Genomic DNA, 15,953 nt, shown 5'->3' with positions numbered 1-15,953 from the left:
GCGCTCACCGCAGCAATCCGTGCATTGTAAACCAAGTGCACACATCTACCAATTTCTGAAAACTTTGCCTTGGCTATGGAGTATAGCCTGTGCTATACCTGAATAATAAACCGCCGATTGTTGTGGTGTTTCACAGGAGAACGTTGATGGGAAATGGACAAAGCATCTTAAAATTATTCAGCCAGTCGCCGTTTCGTTTACGTCTGATGCTGATGGGGATGATTGTTGCGCTGATCACCGGTAACGCGACGGCGGCGGAGAAAGACAAAAAAAAGTTCAAAGTGGTGACGACTTTCACGGTGATCCAGGACATCGCGCAGAACGTCGCCGGTGATGCGGCGACCGTGGAGTCGATTACCAAACCGGGTGCGGAGATCCACGATTATCAGCCGACGCCGCGCGATATCGTCAAAACGCAATCTGCAGATCTGATCCTGTGGAACGGTTTTAACCTCGAACGCTGGTTCGGGCGTTTCTTCGCCAATATCAAAGATGTGCCGTCAGCGACGGTCACCGACGGCATTACGCCCATGCCTATTCAGGAAGGGCCGTATGTTGGCAACCCGAATCCGCACGCCTGGATGTCGGCGAAAAATGCGCTGATTTACGTCGAGAATATCCGCGTTGCGCTGGTGAAATACGATCCTGAAAATGCCGCGACCTACGACCGCAATGCTAAAGATTACTCACAGAAAATTATGCAGCTCGATGCGCCGTTGCGTGAACGTCTGGCGAAAATTCCGGCCGGTCAGCGCTGGTTAGTGACCAGCGAGGGCGCGTTCAGTTATCTGGCGAAAGATTATGATTTGAAAGAAGCGTATCTGTGGCCAATCAACGCCGAAGAGCAGGGTACGCCGCAGCAGGTGAAAAAGTTGATTGACCTTGTTCGTCAGCAAAATATCCCGGTGGTGTTCAGTGAAAGCACGATTTCGGATAAACCGGCGAAACAGGTCAGCAAGGAAACTGGCGCGAAATACGGCGGCGTGTTGTATGTCGATTCACTGTCTGCCGCTGACGGCCCGGTGCCCACGTATATTGATTTGCTGAAAGTGACGGTCGGCACGATTGCGCAAGGATTCGGGCAATGAATGAATCACGACTTCACCTGAAGGTTGACGATGTCACCGTGACTTACAGCAACGGCCACACCGCCATTGAAAACGCGAGTTTCATGTTACACGGCGGTTCGATTTGCGCGCTGCTGGGCGTTAACGGCAGCGGCAAATCCACATTATTCAAATCCATTATGGGCATTATTCGCCCGACGCACGGCAGCGTAACGCTGGATGGCCTGAACGTCGCCAAAGCCCTGAAACAAAATCTGATCGCCTACGTGCCGCAGTCCGAAGAAGTGGACTGGAATTTCCCGGTGCTGGTTCGTGACGTGGTGATGATGGGGCGTTACGGCAAAATGTCGTTTCTGCGTATTCCCTCGCAGGAAGATAAAAATCAGGTTGCGTCGGCGCTGGCGCGTGTCGGGCTGACAGATCTGGCGCATCGTCAGATTGGCGAGCTGTCCGGTGGTCAGAAAAAACGGGTGTTTCTGGCACGGGCGCTGGCGCAGCAGGGGCGTGTGCTGTTGCTCGACGAGCCTTTTACCGGCGTGGATATCAAAACTGAAAACGCCATTGTCGAACTTCTGCGCCAGCTGCGTGAGGAAGGGCATCTGATTCTGGTGTCCACGCACAATATCGCCAGCGTGCCGGATTTCTGCGATCGCGTGGTGTTAATTAACCGGACGGTCATGGCCGCCGGTGAGCTGTCAGCCACGTTTACGCATAAGAATCTGGAAAATACCTTTGGCGGCGCACTGCGCAATATCGGTTATTTAGTGCATAAAGAGAGCATACAAAAAGAGAGTGTGCAGAAAGAGCCGGAGCCTGCGGTAAGGCGTGTGGTATGACAGAACTGCTTCTTGAGCCGTTTCAGTACAATTACATGGTGAAAGCCATCTGGGTCAGCGCGGGCGTGGGCGCGGTGTGCGCATTTTTGTCGGCGTATCTGATGCTCAAAGGCTGGTCGCTGATGGGCGATGCCTTATCACATTCCGTGGTTCCCGGCGTGGCGGGCGCGTATGCGCTTGGCTTTCCGTATGCTGTCGGGGCTTTCGGTACCGGCATTCTGGCGGCGCTTTCAATGACGCTGTTGCGCCATTTCACCAAACTGCGCGAAGACGCGATTATCGGTTTCGTGTTCTCCACGTTCTTCGCGCTCGGCCTGCTGCTGGTTTCGCTAAACCCGACGTCGGTTAATGTTCAGTCGATCCTGTTCGGCAATATTTTAGGTATAGACGACGCGGATATTTTGCAGGTGCAGATTATCGTCGGCGTTTCGCTGGTGGTGTTGTGCGTGATCTGGCGGGATTTGCTGGCAGTCTTCTTCGATGAAGCGCACGCCGTGTCAGTCGGGCTTTCACCACTGAAGCTAAAAATCATCTTTTTCACCATTTTCAGCGCGTGCAGTGTGGCCGCTTTGCAAACGGTCGGCGCGATCCTTGTCATCGCGATGGTGATTACCCCCGGCGCAACGGCGTATCTGCTTTCTGACCGCTTCTCGCATTTACTGATTATCTCGGTGATTATCGGCGCGGTGACCAGCGCGGCCGGTGCGTGGCTGAGTTATTACCTGGATGGCGCGACCGGCGGCGTCATTGTCTGCCTGCAAACCTTCGTCTTCCTGCTGGCGTTTCTGTTTGCACCGAAACACGGCTGGCTGGTTAATCACTTCCGCATCCGCAGGAGCCGCGCATGATGAGCTGGCTGGATGTTTTGCTCGAACCGATGGGCTTCGAATTTATGCAGCGCGCGCTGCTGACCGCGGCGGCGACCAGTATCGTCTGCGCGATTTTTTCCTGTTTTCTGGTGCTGAAAGGCTGGTCGCTGATGGGGGACGCCATTTCCCACGCCGTCTTGCCCGGCGTGGTGCTGGCGTATCTGGCGGGTATCCCGCTGGCCATCGGCGCATTCGGTTCGGGGCTTTTCTGTGCCGTTGCTACCGGTTTTATTAAGGAGCACTGCCGCGTAAAAGAAGATTCGGTGATGGGGATTGTATTTTCCGGGATGTTCGCCGCCGGCCTGGTGCTCTTCTCACGGGTGAATACCGAACAGCATCTCAGCCATATTTTGTTTGGTAACGTGCTTGGCGTGACGGACAGCGAAATGCTGCAAACGCTGATTATCGCGGCGGTGGTGACGCTGGCTATCCTGTTCAGATTTAAAGATCTGGTGCTGTTTTGCTTTGACCCGGTTCAGGCCAAAGTCATCGGGTTGCCGGTGCGGTTTTACCACTATGCGTTGTTGTGCATGCTGGCGATGACCATTGTCGCGGCGCTTCAGGCTGTCGGCGTGGTGCTGGTGGTCGCGATGCTGATCACGCCGGGCATTACCGCGTTTCTGCTGTGTAAAACGTTGCCTAAAATGGTAATGGTTGCAGTGACGGTGTCACTTTCTGCGGCGGTGTTAGGCACGTTTATCAGCTTTTATATTGATGCCGCCACGGGTCCGACGATCGTGCTGATTCAGGCGCTGTTTTTCCTGCTGGCGCTGACGGCTAATTTACTGCGAAAATCCATAAAACCGCGGCTGTCCGCACCGATTGCGTAGTGCTGACCTGGCAAGTTTGCCATGCTGTTTTCTGACATTTTTGCTGAGAGATTCTGATGACCCCACAATTTGCGCCCGTCGAACTGGAAAAAGCCTACCGTCTGATCAACCACGGAACCACTGCGCTGGTTTCCGCCCATCATGCGGGCGTGAATAATGTGATGTCGGCGTCCTGGGTGTGCGGGCTGGATTTCAAACCGGCAAAACTGACGGTTGTTATCGATAAAATCGCCCGTACCCGTGAACTGATTGAGCAAAGTGGTCATTTCGTGATTCAGGTACCGACGGTGGCGCAGTTGCAGATGACCTACGATCTGGGTAACAGGACGTTGCGAAACGACCCGGATAAATTGCAACACTGCGGCGCAGAGCTGTTTCGAATGGAAGGGCACGGCGACCTGCCGTTTGTCGCCGGTTGCACCGCGTGGCTGGCCTGTAAGTTAATTCCTGAGCCACACAACCAGCAGGCACACGACCTGTTTATCGGCGAAATAGTCGGTGCCTGGGCGGATACACGTGTATTCAGCAACGGCCACTGGCACTTCGAAGAGGCTGATCCTTCCCTGCGCAGTTTGCATTACATCGCAGGCGGTCAGTTCTACGCGACGGGCGAAGCGCTTAACGCCAATACCGACCTGGACTGATTTTTCTGACGGAGTGTATTCTTCGCCATAAGAAAGGGGACTGGCTACCTGACGCATAAAGGCCTACCATCGACCGGCAACATAAGCTGTAGACGTATCCTGGTTTTTTGAAGTTTCCTGTACGAAGCGTTAAGGATTGTTATGAGCGAAATCGAAAGTTCGATGAGTATTGGCGACAGCTTTACCGTCAAGAACGGCTCAACCCACGAAGTCACTGGCTTTGTGAAGAAAGGCGAAAGAATTTACCCGACGATCAAAACTGATCACGGCGATTCAAACTTCACTTTCATCAAAGAAATTGTTTCAGTGAATAAAGCGAAAGGCTAACCGCCTGACCGAAGATCGCGGCCTGTTGTCTCAAATGCAAAGCAGGCTGCGTGATGTCATGCCCTCCTGATTTCCCTCCGAGATTCTTCTTTCAAACCTGACACAGCGCTGGCGCTATATCCGCATCATGCTGGATCCATTCATCTCTGATCTTCATATCAAAAACTTTGCAGGCAAATCAGATGAACGGGTCTGCGACGGTGAGAGCGCTGGGAATGGACATCGGAAAACGTCAACAACTGGCGAAACGATGGGGGATTAACGCGTGAATATTATCGAAGAGAACTGGGTTGGCGAATAATTAACCAAACTATTTTGATGTACGAAAATAATAAATGCTACGGAAGCGACAAGGGTTGAAACCTGTCCTCTTCTGTAGCATTTTAGGTCTAACTTCTTTTAAAAATTTCCCTGGTGTTGGCTAATGTTGCTACCTGACTCTAACGGTCAGGTTTTTTTTTGCTAATTAATTATTATGCGGTGATTATACGGAGGGCGACGCAACCCGATAGCTGTACTAAGGTGTAATAATGACCTGTACTTTGTGACAGAAAGACCACGAAAATCAAAAGGGAAGCCGCGTCAGCAGGGGGAGAAGGGTAATGCATTCTCGTGTAAGAAATGATGAAAAAATTATCGATACATTACGTGATTATCTCGAAAGGAAACTGGTTCCTTACGGAAATCTGAAATACACCTACCTGGTGATCAATAAAAGAAATCCGGTGGATATCTTTGTGGTCACCAGCTATCCGGACGAATGGGCCGATATCTATAAATCCCATAATTACCAGCATATTGATCCGGTTGTTCTGACCGCGCTCAAACGTGTTTCGCCGTTCGCGTGGGATGAAAATCTTACCGTGCTTTCTGATTTAAAATCATCCAAAATTTTCTCACTTTCGAAAAAATATAATATCGTGAATGGTTTCACTTTCGTGCTGCATGACCACATGAATAATCTGGGCATGTTGTCGCTGATAATGGAAACGGGCGCGGAGAAAGGGCCGGAAAATAAGGTGGCGCAGGATATGGATAAACTGCAATGTCTGCTGATCAAAACCCATGAAAAGATGCTGATGCTTAATCAGAGTGCAGCGCGCCCGTCGCACATTTCACCGTCGCTGAGTACCGGTGATAAACCCATTTTTTCACCCCGTGAAAATGAAGTGTTGCACTGGGCGAGTATGGGAAAAACCTATGATGAAATTTCGAAAATCATCAATATCACGACGCGTACCGTGAAATATCATATGGGGAACGTGGTGAAAAAACTGGGGTTATCAACGCCAAACAGGCAATCCGGCTTGGCGTTGAACTGGAGCTTATCAAACCTGTACTGATGTCACAGGCAAAGTCATAGGCCATGCGCATAACGCGTCCAGCGATACTTCAGACTGCTCGCTGATACGTTTGGCAAGGATGCCCTGATTGTGCAAATCAATCGGAAGGCGGAGCAGATAAATAGGCTCATTTTCACTGACAAAACCTTCCTTAATCACTTCTATCTCCCAGCCGGAACGTTTCGCGATGGTCAGCATCGCCCGGCTGACTATCGTATAAATACCGGTGTGTCCGTGATGGCGGGCATAATTAATCATCGAAAGGAACAGAACGTAACTGATGGGATATCGGCTGCCGAGTAATTCTTTTGCGCGGTTCTTATCCACAAAAAATCGGCTCGATTCTATATAATCACCTTGCGGTAATTTCACGTCATCAAATAGCCGGTTAAAAGTATGGGTGATCATATTGGGCAGGCGCAAATCAACAAAACGGACGCTGCACACCAGTTGATTGTCGTAAATACCCAGCATGTAGCGTGTGTCGGCATTATCAAATTCATCAAATTCCATGCCATTGGTACACTGAACGGCCCAGTCCAGACGGTCTTTGAACGTTTTTTTCCTCAGTTTATAGAGATCATCCGAACGTTTGCCTGTCAGGTCGTTGTAACTCACATCGAAAATTTCCAGCATTTTTTTTCCTGATTTTGAAGACGGTCGAAGGGTTATATTTTGCATCTGAATTGATTATTACAATATATAATCGGCAAATAAATGACTGTCTGTAGGGGGAATTTATTTAAGGCGGGAGTTTGTGATGTAAAACAAAAAAAGCCATGCCGGGAAGACATGGCTCATAACGGGACTTATGCCTTTCAGTGATAAACCGGCAACAGATTCAGGCTGGACAGAATATGTACGCCCGCATTGAGCACGCCAAACAGTAATACCAGCACAATCATTTTATTTCCGCCCCACACGCGGTACAGCGGGCTGCCGAAGCGCTGACGCGACGCGCGCGCCATCAGCGCCGGAACAATCACCGCCCAGACGGTGGCCGCAAGACCCGCGAAGCCGATGGCGTAGATAAAGCCATCCGGGTAAATCACGCCGCCGATAATCGGCGGGATAAACGTCACCAGCGCCGTTTTAAAGCGTCCGGTGCGGCTATCATCAAACCCAAAGAGATCGGCCAGGTAATCGAACAGCCCAAGCGTTACACCGAGGAATGAACAGGCCACGGCAAAGTTTGAGAAGATGGTCAGCAAAAGATCTAAGCCTTCGCTGTGCAAAATCTGGCTCAGTGACTGCACCAGCACGTCGATGTTGCCACCACGGGCCGCAATGCCGATAAACTCAGGACGCGGAATATTCCCCATCGTTCCCAGCATCCAGATCATGTATAACCCCAGCGCCATCAGCGTGCCTAAAAGCAGGCATTTTTTTATGATTTGCGGGTTCTTGCCGTAATACTTCATCAGGCTGGGCACGTTGCCGTGGTAGCCGAATGACGCCAGACAGAAGGGCAACGTCGCCAGCACATAGGGCCCGTAGCTCGGGTTGATTTCGACGCTGTTGAGTAAATTCACCGGCTTGATGTGCCACAGCAGGCTGCCGAACGTCAGGAAGAACGCGATGATTTTTGCGCCCAGCACGATGGCCGTCATGCGACTCACTGCGCGGGTGCTCAGCCAGACAATAAACGCTACGGCAAGCGCCGTCAGCAGCCCGCCCAGACGTGGTGAAACGCTCACCGACATTTCGCGCATCGTATGCGTGATAACGGAGCCGCTGGCTGAGATATAGGCATACGTCAGGATATACAGCACGAATGCGATGGTTACGCCGTTCAGCCGGTTCCAGTTTTTGCCCAGCAAATCGCCGGTCACCGTATTGAAGCTCGATCCCACCGGGTAATTCAGATTAGCTTCCAGAATCATCAGGCCGGAATGCAACATGCAGAACCAGGTAAAAATCAGTGCCGCGACTGACCAGAAAAACCAGGCACCGGACATCACCACCGGCAGGGAGAACATCCCGGCACCAATAATGGTTCCTCCGATAATCATTGCGCCACCCAACGCAGAGCGTTGTGGGGTGGTCATGGAAAGCGTCGCCATAGTGCGGTTCCTCGCGTGGCTTTTATCACGATTCGTTCAAGAATTGCTGTAAAAGAATTGATAGGGGAAATGGCCATAAAACACTCTTTTATCCTGCCTTGTTGGCCTTACGCGCCGCAATATAGTGCATCTCGCGTCCGATGTACACTGCTGAACTAGTTTGCTGGTACAAGATGAGGAGCTGATGCGGATAGCGGGTCAAGGGCGCATTGAAATGTTTCTAAAGTATGAAAATGTTGGTTTTTAAGGTTAAACCTCTAACCGACTTATCGGGTGCAGATCACAGATTTCATTATTACTCCTTATCAAAAAAGGGATTAAAAACCTGTGCTTAAATACAGTGTTGACACACTGTTTATAACGAGTAGATTAGAAGTCAGCCCCGCAGAGAAATGAAAGTAAAATTTTATTTCCCGGTGCATTTAACAAGTTGATAAACTTGTCAGTAATGAGATGCGATAAAGGCCACGAAGTATTTTTGTTTGGGTGATTCAATATCAGGCGACATTCTGAAGTCTGTGAGATGATGCTTTAAGGCCACGCAGTAAGTCTGTGCAATCGCATAATGTGGACGAAAACGCGATGATGTAACGCCTTGTAATTAAGAGTAATGTTCGCGATTTGGGTACGTAAGTCTGAAATCGAGAATATCGCGAAGAGAGTAAGGCCACGCATCAAAGAGTCTATATCGCGAGGGTGATGTACTCATTTATCCTGACCTGAAAAATCAGGGGAATGAAATGAACAGGATAACGGTGTTATTCCATAAAATTATAGGAGGATAGCGTTAACCAGCTTCATAAATATATCCTGTGAAACGATGTACATCTTTAGAAGTAAGTATCTGTAATTAAGTTGATGAATGTTAAATACTAACTTGATAGTACCTTAAAAGCCCGGCAATAACTTGCTGGGGCTTTTTCATTTATCCGGCTGTAATAACTCGGATTATTCGTAGTGCTAACCCGCAGTCTTATTTCACGTTACCAAACTTACCGCTGATGGTACCTTCCAGAACCGCTTCCGCGTCCAGATACACCAAAAAACAGACCAGCGTGGTGTCTTTCGTGGCCGTTGCTGGGGTCAGCGCGCTGACTTCATCGCTGATAGCATCACCTTTGGCCAGTGTGTGACCGCCGAGGGTGATTTCGCCGTCCATGACATACAACCATTGTGCAAAATCGTTGTGCGAAGGGATCTCAACGGTCGCGTTCGCATCCAGGCGGGTATCGTAAATGTAGATTGCCTGGCAGATTTCCAGCGGAGACTCAATGCCTTCCGGCGCAGCAATCAGCGTCCATTGGTTTTCCTTCACGCCATCCGGTCTGTCCATGAACTGCACACGGCCTTCAAGATTCGCTTTGCGCGGGCGAATAAAAATTTGCAGCATTTCAGCCGAAACCAGCGGCGTGGATTCTTCATGCCAGAAGCTTTCCCCGGCATTCATCATCATCAGTTTTTTTGGCGACAGGGAAACGCGGTGACCGGTGGAATCTTCATGTACCATCGATCCGCGCCACAGATAGCTGAGGATCTCGTCGTTATTATGCTCATGCATTTTCACCTGTGTACCCTGTTCGAGATTCGCGTGATCGATGACACTCAGCGGGCCGAAGGCATCGTCACCACGCTCTGGCAAGATTTGCCCGGGGCGCATACGGCGGATCCGGAACGGGCCATATTCGAAAGTCGTTTTAGGTTCAGCACGTAATACGTTAAACATGTTTTCTCCGGCAGCTAATTTTGGGGCTCTGGCCAGTCTACCAAGGCGGCGGAGCGGGCGTGATCTTTTTGTTAATCATGCCGGGTTTTCCACGCAAAGAAGATCCTCGATATGCTGCGGGCCGATTTTTGCCAGCAGGGCGGCGATATCAACGCTGTCGGTTTTTTCCGGCTCTAAATAGGTTCTGGCATACTCGCACCAGATCGCCGATTGCAGGAACAGGATGAACAAATCCCGATCCAGATTATGTTCATTGACCATGCTGACAATGATACTCAGGGCTTCCGAAAGCAGTTTCCCCGGTTTGTAAGGCCGGTCTGCGGCGGTCAGCGCCTCGAAAACATCAGCAATAGCCATCATCCTGACCTGAATACTCATCTGCGTGTCATTAAGCTGATACGGATATCCTTTGCCGTCGACACGCTCATGATGCCCGCCCGCAATCACAGGCACATTCGAAATGGTGCGCGGGAACGGCAGATTTTCGAGCATAGGCTGTGGCTGAAAAGAATAATAATGCAGCCGATCGAGACAATTAAAAGCGTAAACAGTACGGTAATCTGAACGTGTAGCGGATACCGATTTTTTTTAATACGGGTTTTCATCCAGCGTTCCCCGGAAACGTGTTTCTGCTTTTTAAGCATAACTGACGCGGGTAAAAGCGACAGTCTGGCACGAAAAAAGGCCGCATTTCTGCGGCCTTGAGGGGGTTAGGGGGGCTACGTCAGACCCAGCAATGCATTGAGTTCGGCGATTTTATGCTGCCACTGGCGCTGTAATTCCGGTTTTTGATGCCCCGGCTTACGCGCCAAATCTTCTTCCAGTTTACTTTCCAGTTCCAGCAGGGCTGCCAGCCAGTGCTCCTCTTCATTATCGGAAATCGCAGAGGTGCCCGTCTGTGGTTTTGCCGACGCCGGGGAGTCTGGCACCGTAACATCTGCCAGTTTCGCGTAAACCGGCGCGAGACTGTGCCATTCTTCCAGCCGTTGCTGATGGATAAGCCAGAAGCGGTTACAGCTTTGTTCAATCAGCATACGGTCATGAGAAACCAGCAACACCGCGCCGCTGAAGGTTTTCAGCGTTTGCGCCAGTTCTTCTTTACCTTCTATGTCCAGATGGTTGGTCGGCTCATCGAGCAGTAACAGCGAGTAATTCGCCAGCGTCAGCCCGATAAACAGCAGCCTCGAACGTTCGCCGCCACTTAGCGTGCAGACTTTTTGCTGATGGCGGAGATACGGAAAACCGGCACCGATCAGCGCCATTTTCCGTTGTTCTTCCGTCAGCGGTGCAAAGTCTGCCAGCGCATCCGACAGTGAATCCTCGTCCTGTAACTGTCGCAGGCTCTGGTCGTAATACCCTGTGCGAACTTTGGGATGAAACATCACGCCTTCGGCGAGGATTTGTGGCTGACTGTAAGCCAGCCACAAATGGTGCAGCAGCGATGATTTCCCGCAGCCGTTATGACCGACCAGCGCGATACGATCACCGCTTTTCACCCGCAGTTCGTCCAGTTGAAATAATACCGGCGCGTCCGTTGCGGGGCGGACTTGCAAAGCAGAAAGCGCCAGCACGCGATCCGCCGGTAAAGCTTCGCCGCGCAGGCGCAACTGCCACTGATTACCCGCGGTCACGTCGGTTTGCTCTTCCTTCATCCGGTCGACCTGTTTTTCCATTTGCTTGGCCTTACGCGCCAGCCCTTCGTTGTCGTAAACGCTGCCCCAGACCGCCAGCCTTTTTGCACTTTTGGTGACCCGGTCGATTTCCTTTTGTTCTGATCTTCTGCGCAATGTGTCCGCCGCATCTTTTTCGGCCAGCGCCTGACGCGCCTGAGAGCAGGGCAGGCGCGTCAGGTCTTAATTGACTGTTATTGTGAAGAAAAAAAATCTTCTGCAAAACTCCTGCAAAATTCTTCTGCAAAACTGTACGGGAATTAAACAGCAACCTCTTTCCATTCTTTCCCTCGATCGTCATGATACTTATCTGTCATCTGGCTGCTCTTGTGGCCGAGCAACACCTGGGTATCAACACCCTGTTCTCTATACAACCTTTCCGATAAAGACCGCTGTTCGTGAAACGTCGGCGGGGATGCACCATTCCACTGCAGCCCTGATTTATCCCGCGCATCCGCAAAATATCGGGAAAGAGTGTCCTTCATCACCTGACCCCCTCTCTCACAATTTCTTCGTGAACGGTGGTGGTGCAGGATCCACTTACTCAAAATAGTATCGCGGCATTCGGCAATGACCTCCCGTAGTGATATGTTCAATGCGTTGCAACGTAGCGAAAGTGGGATCGCGATTTTAGCCCCTGTCTTTTCCTGAACAATGTGAAGCTTGTCATCCCAAACGTCCGAAAATTTAAGGGAAGATAAATCGCCCACTCGTTGGCCGGTGACTATCGCAAGAAGCATAGAACGCTGCGCAACAGCAGGTAGCACAGCAGCCGTTGAATAAATGGTTTGCCACTCGCTTGACGAGAGGCGGAGCCTTGCCACTTTCGTTTTTGGTTTCTTCGTCGCTAAAGCAGGGTTATATCCTACCGGCACCTCCCCGGCGTGCTGCGCCTCCTTGAACACATCACTCAGCGTTGAGCGGACAGATTGGGCCATTGTGGTCTGGCCTTTTTGGATATAAACATCAATGATGCTGGCAATGTCACGCGCACCGACGTCCGGCAGCGGGCGGATCCCGCATTGGCTGACAAAAGCGCGCAATGCGGGCTCCCTGTCTTTTATTGTGTTTAGTTTTAGCTCCCCGGACTTTACCCTGCTCAACAAAATCTCGCGGTATTTCTCAATCCATGCGTTCGCCGTCATTCCCTGGTTAACCTCACGGCTGATTGAATTGCGGATCTTAATCAGGTTCACCATCTGCTGTTCTGCCAGTCGCATATTGGCATCGATGGCGATGGTTCGTGCTTCCTCCGCATCGTCCCCGAGTCCGTGAAACTTTCCGGTTGAAGGGTGTTTGTACCGCCAATACACTTTTTTAGTCCGCGCGTCCGTGTAGCAAGACAATCCTGGGACCGTGATGTTGTATTTACGGGGGCGTCCCATCTTCTAAAATCCTCTTCAAGCGCGGGTTGTCGTCGCTTTTAATGATCGGTTTTTCTCTTTCTCCGATGTAGCGCGCCGCAGGATCGATGCGCCAGCGCCTGCCGGATTTGAACGGAGGGGGGGAAATTAGGCCGCATTTTGCGTCTTTAATGATTGTGGCCTGGCATGGGATCGGTTCTGATAGTTCTTCGCGTGCCCAGTCCATAATCAACATTGTTCTTGCCATCGGTCATACCTCATTAGGTTGACCGGTCAACATATTGGCATGCTGACCGGTGCGGTTTTGATTTTTAGAAATCAATAATCAGCGGACGGCAAGAGAGCTGGGGCCCGTTTCCAAGTGGGCTCCTTTAATTTCTTCGGTACCTGCGATCAGGGCTTTTTTCAGTTCATCGCTCTTCACTTTGTTCACGATCTCTGTGTAGGATTCAACGTATTCGTCTGGCAACTGCTCTTCATCATCAATAATGAGCTGCTGTGAGCCTTTGCGGACACTGAACGTATTGGTAGCCGTTTTTACGCTTTTGCCCCCAGCAGTTACCATGCAATCAAAAATGTATTTCTTGAGTAGCCCCGCCTGGTTGGTCCACATCTTTTTACGTTCAGCCAGCCGCTTGGCCTCGGAGTCGCATTTTTCAACGTTCCCGAGGAAGTCACGAACAACGGCCATGGTCGCATCAAGCTTGTCACCCAGCATACCCTCGAGTCCTTCAAGGGTATCGGCGATCATTTCCGGAGTCAGCTCGCCGTCTTCAGCCAGTGCCTGAAGCTTTTTCATTTCGATGGCTAAATCGATGGTGCGTGTGCTCATGCTGCTTCCCCTTTATCAATGAATTTGTTCAAGCACTCGGTTTTGATTTCTTCCAGACGTTTCAAGCGGCTTTCGAGATAACGGACATATTCAGTATCGTTAATCCCTTTGGCGCTTTTGATGTGAACGCCAATTGTTCGCGTGAGGGACGAGGCGATTTTGGTCACTTCGTTGGCTGTGACGGCCGTTCGCATTGTTTCGGTGTTGGCAGTAAATTTATCATCCAGTTCTTTACGCACGCGGACCGTATCCTCAGCTTTATCGCTGGCATTTTTGATGCTGTACTCAATCGCGTTATCAGCCAGGTATTCAGGCATGTCGTGCCAGCCCAGCCAAACATCAGCAGAGAAACCGAGCATAGACAGTGCTTTTTTAATGGCATCTGTCAGGCTCTTTTTATGTGCCTCTCCGTCAGTCTTAATCCCTTTGTTGTTTGTCTTGTACAAGTAAGGCGTGGATCCGTAAGCTTCCAGCTCGCCGCGGACGTCACACTCAATCGTGTACCAGAACTTGATACGTAAAACGTGGTTCTGCTCAAAAAGGAGTGTGCCGTCGGCATCACGCAGCAGAACGCTCCTGACGAATTTGTTGTTCTCGTAAATGGCATCGGAAAGAGGTGCGCCGTTAATCATGCGATCTTCAACAATCTCATAACCCCATCCGGTACCGACGGGCCCGAATATCTCTGTTGCGCGCATGAACATGTATTCAGCATTAATACTGGTGCCTGTGAAACCAGCACCTTCAAGCGGCTTGGTGTAACGCGGATCGGTACTTTGAACCTGTTTCCAGATATGCAGGTTTTCCAGCTCTTCTTCTGACTTCTCCGACAGACCTTTTTCTAATGCAGCAGCACGCTGTTTGAAATCATCCTGAGCAGCGGCCACAGTATTTTCAGGCAATGCAGGTTTTGCCGTTTCTGATGCAGTTTTTTCCTGAACTGTTTCAGTTTTCGGGGCGATTGTTGCGGTTTCGGCCGGTTTTGTTTCAGTCACAGGTTTTTCAACTGTGCCTTTGTTGGTGCGGTCATCAATATAAAATTTCACACGCTCAGTAATAAAGGCGATGCGGTCGGTCTGGTCAGGGATCCAAGACTCAACGACATCAAGCGTCAGGTGATGAATCTCATCTACCTTAAGAAAGCCGAAGGCATTACCGGAAAATTCGTAATCCTTAGCCAACTTGTTCACCAGCAACCGTGCACCCAGTCCTTTTTCGGTCAGCAGTTTCGCCATTTCATCTGGAGAAACGACGTTGGTTTTCCCTGTCACCAGATCCTGAATATGGGCCTGCAGCTCGGTAAGCTGTTCTTCGACGACTTCCGTTTTTTCGACTTCATTTGAGGTGCCGCCGCCGGCCAGATTTTCAATGGAGAACTTGCCACCACCAAGGTTTTGAACCCTTGCGGCTTCCGGCTGGTAGTCAGGTAACAACGGGTGACCATGGAGCTTACTGCTCACGTAATCCCGGCGCGCATCGGCATCCTGAATGAGTTTCAAATCTTTGTGGCCATCAGCCATTAACGCCCACAGTTCGCCACGGGGAATATCGAGGATACCCGGCACAACACGTAATGATGTTGCCCAGCCACGCCACGCTGGATCACGGGTTTGTTGGATTTCTTTGGCGCTCCGAATGTCAGCGGCTTTTGCTTCATCAGGATTGACACCCATCACATGCAGGGCAACTTCCAAATTCAATGTGTCATAGGTGCGTGGCAGGTCAGCACCCGTTTTAACCGGTTCGCGCTCGTCAGGTTTAGCTACCCATTTCTCAGCAAATTTCTCAACGTCCTCTGCAAATTCAAATGGGGGCATTTTGGCGCGGATTGTATCAATCAGGAGGGCTACTTTTTCGGGATACATTGCCTTTATGGCCGTAACCACGGCCAGGCCATCAATGATGGCGCGGGTTTCTTCTGGCGCTTCATCATCCGCTAAAATATCTACCGCGTTAGAGAGCTGCTCCGAGTCCAGCTCTGCGGGCGCCGCGCCGTACATCAGCACATAGGCAATGCGCTCGCGGATTGGCAGGTCGAAAATAACCCGCGCGCCGGCCAGCGGATCTGATAGATCGTCTTTAGGCGCTGTTGGAACGTGACCGAAAGTCTTGGTTTCATCGTTCCAGATGTTGGACTCGAGCCAGGTATTATCAAACTCATCGGCAGAAGGGCGCCCGGTGATGTCGTCGGTCAGCTCGCATATTTTGGGTTTGAAAAAACTATCACTGCCGTCGGGGAATGATTCTTCAAGCAACATGGTAGCTTTCATTTCTGCAATCTTTGCATTTTTAACATCAATGCAAGTTGCAATAGGAACAGCGCCATTTGCGGCAGCTGATTTTTTTGGATAAAAGGCACATACATAGAATGGCATTGGTCTAACC

13 protein-coding genes and 3 pseudogenes are annotated in these 15,953 nt (G+C 50.7%); 7 read left to right on the top strand and 9 right to left on the bottom strand.

The features are described 5' to 3' along the window. Positions 1–146: 146 nt before the first annotated feature. The 7 genes and pseudogenes from ACM5QY_RS24115 (at position 147) to ACM5QY_RS24085 (ending at position 5,936) form a co-directional block, all read left to right on the top strand. Complete coding sequence (locus ACM5QY_RS24115; protein WP_416123188.1) at positions 147–1,088, top strand: metal ABC transporter substrate-binding protein; 942 nt, start codon at positions 147–149, stop codon at positions 1,086–1,088. Continuing rightward, positions 1,085–1,903: an ATP-binding cassette domain-containing protein gene (locus ACM5QY_RS24110; RefSeq protein ID WP_416123187.1), complete on the top strand. Its 819-nt coding sequence runs from the start codon at positions 1,085–1,087 to the stop codon at positions 1,901–1,903. Before ACM5QY_RS24115 ends, ACM5QY_RS24110 begins: the two co-directional genes overlap by 4 nt. After that, positions 1,900–2,751 carry a metal ABC transporter permease gene (locus ACM5QY_RS24105; RefSeq protein WP_416123186.1) on the top strand — a complete coding sequence of 284 codons (852 nt, stop codon included), beginning with the start codon at positions 1,900–1,902 and terminating at the stop codon, positions 2,749–2,751. Before ACM5QY_RS24110 ends, ACM5QY_RS24105 begins: the two co-directional genes overlap by 4 nt. Beyond that, on the top strand, positions 2,748–3,602 hold the full coding sequence (locus ACM5QY_RS24100; RefSeq protein WP_416123185.1) for a metal ABC transporter permease: 855 nt from the start codon (positions 2,748–2,750) through the stop codon (positions 3,600–3,602). Before ACM5QY_RS24105 ends, ACM5QY_RS24100 begins: the two co-directional genes overlap by 4 nt. Positions 3,603–3,658: 56 nt before the next feature. After that, positions 3,659–4,246: a flavin reductase family protein gene (locus ACM5QY_RS24095; protein ID WP_416123184.1), complete on the top strand. Its 588-nt coding sequence runs from the start codon at positions 3,659–3,661 to the stop codon at positions 4,244–4,246. Between the two features lie 141 nt (positions 4,247–4,387). Then, the gene (locus tag ACM5QY_RS24090) at positions 4,388–4,573 is read left to right on the top strand and encodes a hypothetical protein (protein WP_104924994.1); all 186 of its coding nucleotides are present in this window, start codon (positions 4,388–4,390) and stop codon (positions 4,571–4,573) included. A gap of 602 nt (positions 4,574–5,175) precedes the next feature. Then, positions 5,176–5,936 (top strand): annotated as a pseudogene (locus ACM5QY_RS24085) (helix-turn-helix transcriptional regulator). On the opposite strand, the gene ACM5QY_RS24080 reads toward ACM5QY_RS24085, so the two are convergent. The 9 genes and pseudogenes from ACM5QY_RS24080 to ACM5QY_RS24040 form a co-directional block, all read right to left on the bottom strand. Then, positions 5,902–6,552 carry an acyl-homoserine-lactone synthase gene (locus tag ACM5QY_RS24080; RefSeq protein ID WP_416123183.1) on the bottom strand — a complete coding sequence of 217 codons (651 nt, stop codon included), beginning with the start codon at positions 6,550–6,552 and terminating at the stop codon, positions 5,902–5,904. The pseudogene ACM5QY_RS24085 and the gene ACM5QY_RS24080 overlap by 35 nt on opposite strands. 182 nt (positions 6,553–6,734) lie before the next feature. Beyond that, on the bottom strand, positions 6,735–7,979 hold the full coding sequence (gene mtr / locus ACM5QY_RS24075) for a tryptophan permease (RefSeq protein WP_416123182.1): 1,245 nt from the start codon (positions 7,977–7,979) through the stop codon (positions 6,735–6,737). A 973-nt stretch (positions 7,980–8,952) separates the two neighbouring features. Then, the gene (locus ACM5QY_RS24070; protein WP_416123181.1) at positions 8,953–9,702 is read right to left on the bottom strand and encodes a pirin family protein; all 750 of its coding nucleotides are present in this window, start codon (positions 9,700–9,702) and stop codon (positions 8,953–8,955) included. 75 nt (positions 9,703–9,777) lie between these two features. Next, positions 9,778–10,194, bottom strand: a pseudogene (locus ACM5QY_RS24065) (HD-GYP domain-containing protein); the annotation flags it as partial. Positions 10,195–10,421: 227 nt separating this feature from the next. Then, a pseudogene (locus ACM5QY_RS24060) lies at positions 10,422–11,546 on the bottom strand (ATP-binding cassette domain-containing protein); the annotation flags it as partial. An 86-nt stretch (positions 11,547–11,632) separates the two neighbouring features. Continuing rightward, entirely contained in the window at positions 11,633–12,757 is a 1,125-nt protein-coding gene (locus tag ACM5QY_RS24055; RefSeq protein ID WP_416123180.1) for a phage integrase Arm DNA-binding domain-containing protein, read from the bottom strand. Then, on the bottom strand, positions 12,741–12,983 hold the full coding sequence (locus ACM5QY_RS24050; RefSeq protein ID WP_416123179.1) for an excisionase: 243 nt from the start codon (positions 12,981–12,983) through the stop codon (positions 12,741–12,743). The genes ACM5QY_RS24055 and ACM5QY_RS24050 overlap by 17 nt, the downstream gene beginning before the upstream one ends. A 78-nt stretch (positions 12,984–13,061) precedes the next feature. Then, positions 13,062–13,568, bottom strand: coding sequence for a siphovirus Gp157 family protein (locus ACM5QY_RS24045; protein WP_416123178.1), 507 nt, complete (start codon positions 13,566–13,568; stop codon positions 13,062–13,064). Then, positions 13,565–15,943: a hypothetical protein gene (locus ACM5QY_RS24040; RefSeq protein WP_416123177.1), complete on the bottom strand. Its 2,379-nt coding sequence runs from the start codon at positions 15,941–15,943 to the stop codon at positions 13,565–13,567. The genes ACM5QY_RS24045 and ACM5QY_RS24040 overlap by 4 nt, the downstream gene beginning before the upstream one ends. Positions 15,944–15,953: the final 10 nt, after the last annotated feature.

Origin of the sequence: Rahnella sp. PCH160 (genome assembly GCF_047784855.1) — a bacterium.
Lineage (GTDB): Bacteria > Pseudomonadota > Gammaproteobacteria > Enterobacterales > Enterobacteriaceae > Rahnella.
The sequence above is the reverse complement of the archived record's forward strand: the minus strand, read 5'-3'. Positions and strand labels throughout refer to the sequence as shown.